Origin of the sequence: Vibrio sp. 10N.222.52.B7, from assembly GCF_041474275.1 — a bacterium.
Taxonomy (GTDB): Bacteria; Pseudomonadota; Gammaproteobacteria; order Enterobacterales; family Vibrionaceae; genus Vibrio; species Vibrio crassostreae_C.
Genome location: NZ_JBFRTU010000433.1, coordinates 1 through 250 on the forward strand (window position 1 = coordinate 1; position 250 = coordinate 250).

General features: G+C 43.6%; 1 protein-coding gene. It reads right to left on the bottom strand.

Going from position 1 to position 250, the window contains the following annotated elements; all coding sequences use genetic code 11:
* On the bottom strand, positions 1 to 250 hold a 250-nt coding region (locus AB4512_RS23560), incomplete at both ends, for a DUF2975 domain-containing protein (RefSeq protein ID WP_372175939.1).

Below are 250 nucleotides of genomic sequence, written 5' to 3' on the forward strand. Positions count from 1 at the left end.
ATACCCAATAGAACAAGCTATACCCAAGCTTCTGGTAGGACATTGCGTTTTCCAAAGAGAAGATTTCGCCTCGTTCATAATTACGGAATAAACGAATCAGAACCATTAGTGCGTACATAAGGATGCTGGACATCGCTAAACTGGTGAACGCAGCAACCGTTCTTGTTGTCATAGACAGCGGCAACATCGTGAGATGCCCGATGTCGTAATAATAAAGACCCGTTGCACTTATAAAGTCATAGGGAGTCTC